Raw genomic sequence first — 6,589 nt, forward strand, 5'->3', positions numbered from 1 at the left:
TTATCGAGCATTTTGGCAACGCAGATGCCGTGCCGCAGCCGCCGAAGCGGTGCTTAAGCCGTAAGGCGGGAATTGTGCGGTGTTGCCCTAACTACCCGCTGTTTTTATTCCACTTTTTCCATGTTACGCGTTGCCACAACATCCACGCCGGTGCCGCACACGTTAGGCAGTACCACATTCCCGGTATGCACGGGGGCTTGCAGAGCCGCAGTATTCAGCGCAGCCATCACGGAAAACATCGTTTCCTTTGGCACCGCCTGCGCGGTTTTGACCGGGCAGCGCGGGTACAGCCCACCCGTAATGCGCACGGTGCTGGTAATGATGCGGGTGGGGTGGGTCAGTTCCTCTTTGCCGTATGCAGCGCCGTTGGGGCAGGCATTGCCGGTCACGGCATAGTCATTTGCGGTGTCCACCCGCAGATGGCACCCCTTGGGGCAGCAGATGCAGATCAGCTCTTTTATTGTTTCTGTCATGATTGCGGCACCTCCTCCACAGCAACGATCAGCGGGCCGTCCGCTTTTTGCAGCAAAGCTTTGGGCAGCGTAATGTGCTCCATCTCCCCCGGTGTCAGGCGTTCCCGCTTAAAGGCGGCAATTTTGTTTGGTCCGCAGCGCACCGTTATGGTGCTGGGCCCATAATTGCGCCGCACACGGAACGATACGCTCACGCTTTTCTGCACGCCGTCCAGCCGGATATGCTGCGGCACGGTGTAGCCAATGCCCTCCCCCACTGCCAGCGGCAGAACGGTTTCGGTTTCTATCTCGCCATTTTGCACATAGGCTGCCGCGGCTGCACCGGCGGTTTCGCTTTCGCCGGAAACAAAATCCACCAGATCGTGCACATGCACCACGTTGCCGCAGGCAAATACACCGGGGATCTCGGTTTCCATATTTTCATATACCACGGCCCCCTTGGTGTGGGGGTCCATGGCAATACCTGCCTGGCGGGTCAACTCGTTTTCGGGGATCAACCCCACACTGAGCAGGATGGTATCCACATCAAACTCCATCTCGGTTCCAGGGATAGGGCGGCGGTTTTCATCCACCTTGGCAACGATGGCTTTTTCCACTCGCTTTTTGCCCTGAATTTCCACAATGGTGTGGGATAAGTACAGCGGAATATCAAAATCCTGCAAGCACTGCACAATGTTGCGGGTCAACCCGCCGGAATAAGGCATCACTTCCACGCAGGCGAGCACTTTGGCTCCCTCCAGCGTCATACGGCGCGCCATGATCAGGCCGATATCGCCGCTTCCCAAAATCAATACCCGTCTGCCCACCAGGTAGCCTTCCATATTTACATAGCGCTGGGCTGCACCGGCGGTATAAATTCCCGCCGGGCGGGTGCCGGGGGTGCCGATAGCCCCGCGGGTGCGCTCGCGGCAGCCCATGCACAGGATAATGCTTTTGGCCTGAATGATCTGGTAGCCCTTGCTGCGGCTGACGCAGTGTACCTGCTTATCGGGGGTCACTTCCAGCACCATGGTGCCCAGTTCCACCCGCACGCCGGTTGTGCGCAGCATCTCGATATAGCGCCCGGCGTATTCCGGGCCGGTAAGCTGCTGGCCAAACCGATGCAGGCCAAACCCGTTGTGGATGCACTGGTTCAAAATACCGCCCAGCTCTGCATCGCGTTCCAAAATCAAAATATCGCGCAGGCCATGCTGCCACGCGCTGTACGCCGCCGCCAGGCCCGCCGGGCCGCCGCCGATGATAACAAGTTCAACCATGGTTGCACCCCCTTCCGGTTTTGGTTTCACACAGCAGCACATTGGTGCCGGCTTTGTCCTGCAATACATCCAACGGATCAATGCCTCGTGTTTTGCTGATCAGTTCCAGCACGCGCGGCCCGCAAAAGCCGCCCTGACAGCGGCCCATGCCCGCGTTGCACCGCCGCTTTACGCCATCAATGCTCACGGCTGGGATCTCGCTCTGCAAGGCATCCAGAATCTCGCCCTCGGTGATCGTCTCACACCGGCAGATCACGCGGCCATAGGCGGGATTTTTGGCAATCAGCTCCGCCTTTTGCTCCGGCGGCAGCTCCTTGAACCGCACGCGGGTACGGCCATCCTTATAATCCGTCTTTGACTCCGGCAGGTCGTTGTGGGCTGCCAGAATTTTAGTTACCTCTTTTGCCACAGCCGGTGCACTGGAAAGCCCCGGCGATTTCATGCCTGCCAGGTCAATAAAGCCCGGCGCGCCGTCCGTTTCGCCGATCACGAAGTCCCCGGTATCCACGTTGGCGCGCACACCGGCAAAGTTGCGGATGGACTCGCCAAAGCGGATCCCCGGCACACTGCGCCTGGCCGTTGCCGCCACAAAGGCAAGGCCGTCTGCCGTGCAGGCGGTATCATCCCCCGCTACCGGCTGGGCGTTCGGCCCCACCAGCAGGTTGCCGTGTACGGTGGGCGTTACCAGCACCCCTTTGCCGTTCTCGTTCGGGCACTGGAAGATCACATGGTTTACGCGGTTGCCTTCGCTTTTGTCCAGCAGATAGTATTCCCCGCGGGTAGGTTCCAGCGTAAAGGTGTGCGGCGCGGCCATCTCATGGATGGCCTGGGCGTTCAGTCCCGCCGCATTGACCACATAGCGGGCCGCAAAGCTGCCGTTTGGCGTGGTCAGCTGCCAGCCGCCGTCAATCTTTTCAATGTTGGTTACAGGAGTGCTGCGGTACAGCTCTACCCCGTTGCGCACCGCCACCTCCGCCATGGCCAGCGCAAACTCCCACGGACTGACGATGGCTGCGCTGGGGGCAAACAGCGCCCCGGCCACTGTAGGGGCAAGCTGCGGCTCCATCGCCAGGGTTTCCTCCGCTGTCAGCAGCCGGATGCCCGGCACGCCGTTTGCCACGCCGTTCGCGTACAGCTTTTTCAGGTGGGGCAGCTCTGCCTGGCTCAGCGCCAGCACCAGGCTGCCGCACTGGCGGTAGGGCACATCCAGCCGGGCGCAGATTTCCTTTGCCAGCGCCACGCCCTGCACATTCAGGCGGGCCATTTGGGTGCCCGGTTCCGGGTCATACCCGGCGTGCAGGATGGCGCTGTTTGCCTTCGTTGTTCCATCCGCCACATCGTTTTCTGCTTCCAGCACTGCCACATGCAGCGGATAGTGCGACAGTTCATACGCTGCAGCTGCACCAACCACACCACAGCCAATGATTGCTACATCCAGCATAACTACCTCCCAGTTGTATTGGTCATTCAGGATGCAAAAATCCATCCTGTCAACATGGTTTCCATTGGTTTAATCATAGCGTTAAATGCACAAAAAATCAAGTTCAAGTTGATTTATTTTGCACATTTCGTCGCCGTTGTGTAGACAGCGGAATAGAGGTCCGCTGCTTTGTTTGCTGCTGCCTTTCTATGCAAAAAGCTGCCGCACCTGGCTTTCCCGGTGCAGCAGCTTTTTTTGATATGATGATATATTATAACGACTGTCTTTTCACTTTTGCAGGCGGTGTCATGCTGCACTTCCCCGTTATGCTGCCGTGCGCTGTTTGCGCTGTTCGGCACGGTTCAGGTACATGTAAAACGCAATGTTCAGCACAACGCCCACTGTGGTAGATACCGGGGCGGCAAGGCCGATCTTGGTCAGGCTGGCGTTCGGCTGAATGCTCATGAAATATGCCATCGGCAAACGCACCAGCAGCGTCTGGAGCAGCCCCTGAATCATAACCCAGAGGGTTTTATTGTTGCCGTTAAAGTAACCCACCATGCTGAACAGAATCGCCGTCACAATAGTTTCGGGTGCAAAGCCTTTCAGGTACTCAAAGCCTTTCTGTACAACCTCTGCATCGGTGGAGAAAACGCCCGCCAACAGGTCGCCCCTGAACATAACAAGGGCAAACACCGCGCAGCCAAACATCAGCCCCACCCCAATACCGGTCAGCATCGCCTTTTGGGCACGCTTGGGGTTGCCCGCACCCACATTCTGCGCCACAAACGAAGCCATCGACTGCATCAACGCGCTGGGGATCAGCATGGCAAAGTTAACGATCTTGCAGGCAACGCCATAGCCGGAGGATGCAGCCAGGCCCAGGCGGTTGACAAAGGCGCAGAGCGCCAGGAAAGAAAGCTGGGTCAAAAATTCCTGCAAGGCCAGCGGCAGACCGATCTCCAGGAATTTCCGGCACTGTACGTCGAGGCGAAAATCCGACTTTTTGATGGTAAACGGGAGATCTTTCTTCACCAGCATTACAATGGCGAACACCACGCTGACAGCCTGTGCCAACACCGTTGCCGCCGCAGCACCGGCAGCATCCATCTTGAGCCCGGCCACCAGCAGCAGGTCGCCCGCAATGTTGACAATGCAGGCCACCAGCACGAACAACAACGGGGATTTGCTGTCGCCCAGACCGCGGAAGATGGCGGCCATCAGGTTGTATGCCACAATAAAGAAAATACCGCTGCCGCAGATGCGGATGTAGCTTGCGGTAAGGCCAATGGCTTCCTCCGGAGCCTGCATCAGCACCGCAATGGGCCGTGCAAATGCAACCAGCAAAATAAACAGAACCACGGACATAATGGCAAACACCACCGCGGCACCGCCAAGCACCGCCCCGATCTGCTGGGGTTTCTTCTCACCAATATAGCGGGCGATCAAAACCGTAACGCCCATGGCAAGCTGCGTTACCACAAAGGTGACCAGGTTCAGCAGCTGGCTGCCGGTAGAAACCGCCGAAAGCCCCGCCGTGGAGCCAAAGTGCCCCACCACCAGCAGGTCAACCGCGCCATATGCCGCCTGCAGCACCAAAGCTCCGAGTACCGGCAGCATAAAAAGGGAAAGTTTTTTTAAAATGCTCCCTTGCGTAAAATCTGTTTTATCTGTGTTCAAGTGAATTTTTCCTTTCCGACATGATTTTGTATATCTTTTCAATCGTCTGGACCGTGCAGGCTGCATCCGCATCCGAAATGTCAGCCACAAGCGGCGCCAGCTGCGCAAAGAACTCGGTGTTGTGCACCTGCGAAAGCTGGCGGCCGCTTTCCGTAATAGAAAGGTAGGTCACGCGGCCATCCTGCTCCGATGCGATTTTTTTCAGGTAGCCTTTATCCTCCATCTCTTTGACCGTGCGCGTAACGCCGGGGCGCGGCAAGTTCAGCGCATCGCTGATGTCCGAAACCTTTACCCGAACGCCGCGGCGTTCCAGTTCCTCGATGGTATCCAGATAGTGAATATAGGAAGGGCTGACCCCTTTTGGCAGCGCCGGCAGCAGCTCCCGCACCCGCTTTGCCTGGTAACAGGCATCCAGCAGCGCCTTCATGTTCTCTGTTGTCATATTTTCTCCTTGTAATTACCTTTGATAATTATCGTGGTTAATTATAGTGAGAATGTATGGTTTTGTCAACAGGGTTGTAGGGGAAATTTTGCGACAGGTTATAGATATAGAAAAAAGCCCGTTGAAGTATAGTGGCTTCAATGGGCTATGGGATATTGGAAAGGGTATCATAGGAATGATGTAGGTCTTCGCAGTACTCACTGCTCTATTATGTGTAGCTTCCTTTTGTTCGTTACGCTTGCCATTCTCTAGCCAGCGCGTGATGTAGTCAGCAAACGACATGTTTGCACCCGGTTCAAGAGATAAATCTCCATACTCTTTCTGGTACGCATCTCGCCTTGCTATTACATCCGCTTTTCTTTTTCCTTTGAATTCCTTATAACGGGGTTTGCCGTTTCTATACCGGCCAACTGTCAACTTTGCGTGCCATACACGATTCTTATCCTGGTATACGGAGCCTTCTCCGTTTCCCCGACGAGCTTTTCCTGACATAAAAATTTCCTCCTAAAAAAGTCGCTAATTAGGTCGCTAAAAGCATTAGGAAAAGTATGTAAAAATCGGGAAAATTCAGGAAAACGGAGTTTTAGCATATTCAAGGAAAAAGAAAAACCGCCCAAATATTCAACGTTTTCACGTTAAATTTATGAGCAATTTTGGTTGGGCCGGCCGGATTTGGCAAGCCGCGCCCTAAAAACAGTCCGCTGGACTGTTTTTACCCGGCGGGACGTGGGACGCCGGGCACGGGCTGTTCAAATTCGGCCTATGTTCTCCCGCCGCCGTTTATTACAAATAAAAAGATGCAACCCCCTGCGAGGTTGCATCTTGGTTGGGCCGGCCGGATTTGAACCGACGCAATGGAGGAGTCAAAGTCCTCTGCCTTACCGCTTGGCGACGGCCCAGCAAAAGAAAAGACCGCGCAGCATAATCACTGTGCGGTCTTTGGTGGGGTGCCTAGAGAGATTCGAACTCTCGGCCTCCAGAGCCACAATCTGGCGCGCTAACCAACTGCGCCATAGGCACCATAGAATGCGCCCGAAGGGACTTGAACCCCTGGCCCACTGCTTAGAAGGCAGTTGCTCTATCCACCTGAGCTACGGGCGCGCACGGGTCAGTTCCTGTTGTCTGGGAACATGCTGCGAGAATTATAATATCACATGGGGCGCATTGTGTCAATAGTAAAGTTCAATTTTTTTGAACTTTTTTATTTGTGCTTTTATCGGGGCTTTCTGCCCGGCTTTTAAGGCAATACCGCATAATTCTAAGTGCCGATACGGCGAGCGAGGTGCGGCAGATGCTAAGCCAAAAGCGCAGATAATAC

6 protein-coding genes and 3 tRNA genes are annotated in these 6,589 nt (G+C 55.6%); all 9 read right to left on the minus strand.

Annotated features, from left to right (window positions below; all coding sequences use genetic code 11):
* Nucleotides 1-104: 104 nt before the first annotated feature.
* Nucleotides 105-473 (minus strand): DUF1667 domain-containing protein, encoded by a 369-nt coding sequence (locus tag C4885_RS14990; protein ID WP_242979617.1) that lies wholly within the window; start codon nucleotides 471-473, stop codon nucleotides 105-107.
* Nucleotides 470-1,729 carry an NAD(P)/FAD-dependent oxidoreductase gene (locus C4885_RS14995; RefSeq protein WP_114001110.1) on the minus strand — a complete coding sequence of 420 codons (1,260 nt, stop codon included), beginning with the start codon at nucleotides 1,727-1,729 and terminating at the stop codon, nucleotides 470-472. Before C4885_RS14995 ends, C4885_RS14990 begins: the two co-directional genes overlap by 4 nt.
* Nucleotides 1,722-3,170, minus strand: coding sequence for an NAD(P)/FAD-dependent oxidoreductase (locus tag C4885_RS15000; protein ID WP_114001115.1), 1,449 nt, complete (start codon nucleotides 3,168-3,170; stop codon nucleotides 1,722-1,724). Before C4885_RS15000 ends, C4885_RS14995 begins: the two co-directional genes overlap by 8 nt.
* Before the next feature lie 303 nt (nucleotides 3,171-3,473).
* The gene (locus tag C4885_RS15005; RefSeq protein ID WP_371681684.1) at nucleotides 3,474-4,769 is read right to left on the minus strand and encodes an MATE family efflux transporter; all 1,296 of its coding nucleotides are present in this window, start codon (nucleotides 4,767-4,769) and stop codon (nucleotides 3,474-3,476) included.
* Between the two features lie 46 nt (nucleotides 4,770-4,815).
* Complete coding sequence (locus tag C4885_RS15010; protein ID WP_114001112.1) at nucleotides 4,816-5,271, minus strand: MarR family winged helix-turn-helix transcriptional regulator; 456 nt, start codon at nucleotides 5,269-5,271, stop codon at nucleotides 4,816-4,818.
* 15 nt (nucleotides 5,272-5,286) lie between these two features.
* Nucleotides 5,287-5,763 carry a hypothetical protein gene (locus C4885_RS15015; protein WP_114001113.1) on the minus strand — a complete coding sequence of 159 codons (477 nt, stop codon included), beginning with the start codon at nucleotides 5,761-5,763 and terminating at the stop codon, nucleotides 5,287-5,289.
* A gap of 331 nt (nucleotides 5,764-6,094) precedes the next feature.
* A tRNA-Gln gene (locus tag C4885_RS15020) sits at nucleotides 6,095-6,170 on the minus strand.
* Nucleotides 6,171-6,214: 44 nt separating this feature from the next.
* A tRNA-His gene (locus C4885_RS15025) sits at nucleotides 6,215-6,291 on the minus strand.
* Nucleotides 6,292-6,298: 7 nt separating this feature from the next.
* A tRNA-Arg gene (locus C4885_RS15030) sits at nucleotides 6,299-6,372 on the minus strand.
* Nucleotides 6,373-6,589: the final 217 nt, after the last annotated feature.

Origin of the sequence: Subdoligranulum sp. APC924/74, assembly GCF_003324125.1 — a bacterium.
Classification (GTDB): domain Bacteria; phylum Bacillota; class Clostridia; order Oscillospirales; family Ruminococcaceae; genus Gemmiger; species Gemmiger qucibialis.